Origin of the sequence: Acetobacter sp. DsW_063 (assembly GCF_002153745.1) — a bacterium.
GTDB lineage: Bacteria > Pseudomonadota > Alphaproteobacteria > Acetobacterales > Acetobacteraceae > Acetobacter.
In genome coordinates this window covers 1-584 of the sequence record NZ_JOPL01000147.1, presented here as the reverse complement: position 1 = coordinate 584, position 584 = coordinate 1, and the positions used below count along the sequence as shown (strand labels likewise).

Annotated in this window: 1 protein-coding gene; it reads right to left on the bottom strand. The window is 54.1% G+C overall.

Features of this window, described 5'->3' with window-relative positions; all coding sequences use genetic code 11:
• A partial coding sequence (locus HK28_RS13405; protein WP_158093486.1) for an AAA family ATPase occupies positions 1–545 on the bottom strand: 545 nt, incomplete at its 3' end.
• Positions 546–584 lie beyond the last annotated feature (39 nt).

Here is a 584-nt window from a genome sequence, read left to right as displayed (position 1 = left end):
GCTGCGATGCGCATTGCGGCATAATTCTCGTGAAATCGTGCTGTGGTGGCGGCCTTTGCGAATGCTTTCTCGGCATCCGGTTTTCTGAAATTTCGTGGCGTTGTAACGCTGGTCGCTTCGCCGATGGTTTTCGCAATCGCCGGAAAGGCGATGTCCTTATCTTTTCTGACCGTGGCCAGGGCTTTCTCTTCGGCTTCGATCGACGTCTCCCGGCCAGCGAGGGCCGCTTCGTCCTCGCGAACCTCTACTGCGAGTTGCCGGTTTTCCTTCCCGACAACGAGGATCGGCCGAATTGGTCCATCGAAGCGACCTATATTTGCTTGCACATAGCCGGCGTTGAAGACGCGAATGCCTGTCGAGCACTTTTGCCCCGGCACGAGTTCCCCCGCGGTGGTCTCGATGACATAATCGACGCCCCGGTGATCAGTATGGGCACCATCGGGCAAAGCTGCAAACAAACTGAAAAGAGTCGTTTTACCGGTTCCGTTATCACCATAGAAGATATTGTAGCGTTTTAGAGTTTTAAGGTTAGGCTTAGGACCCATTGATTGACGGAGGTCGCTGTGATTCAGGTTCCGCAAAGA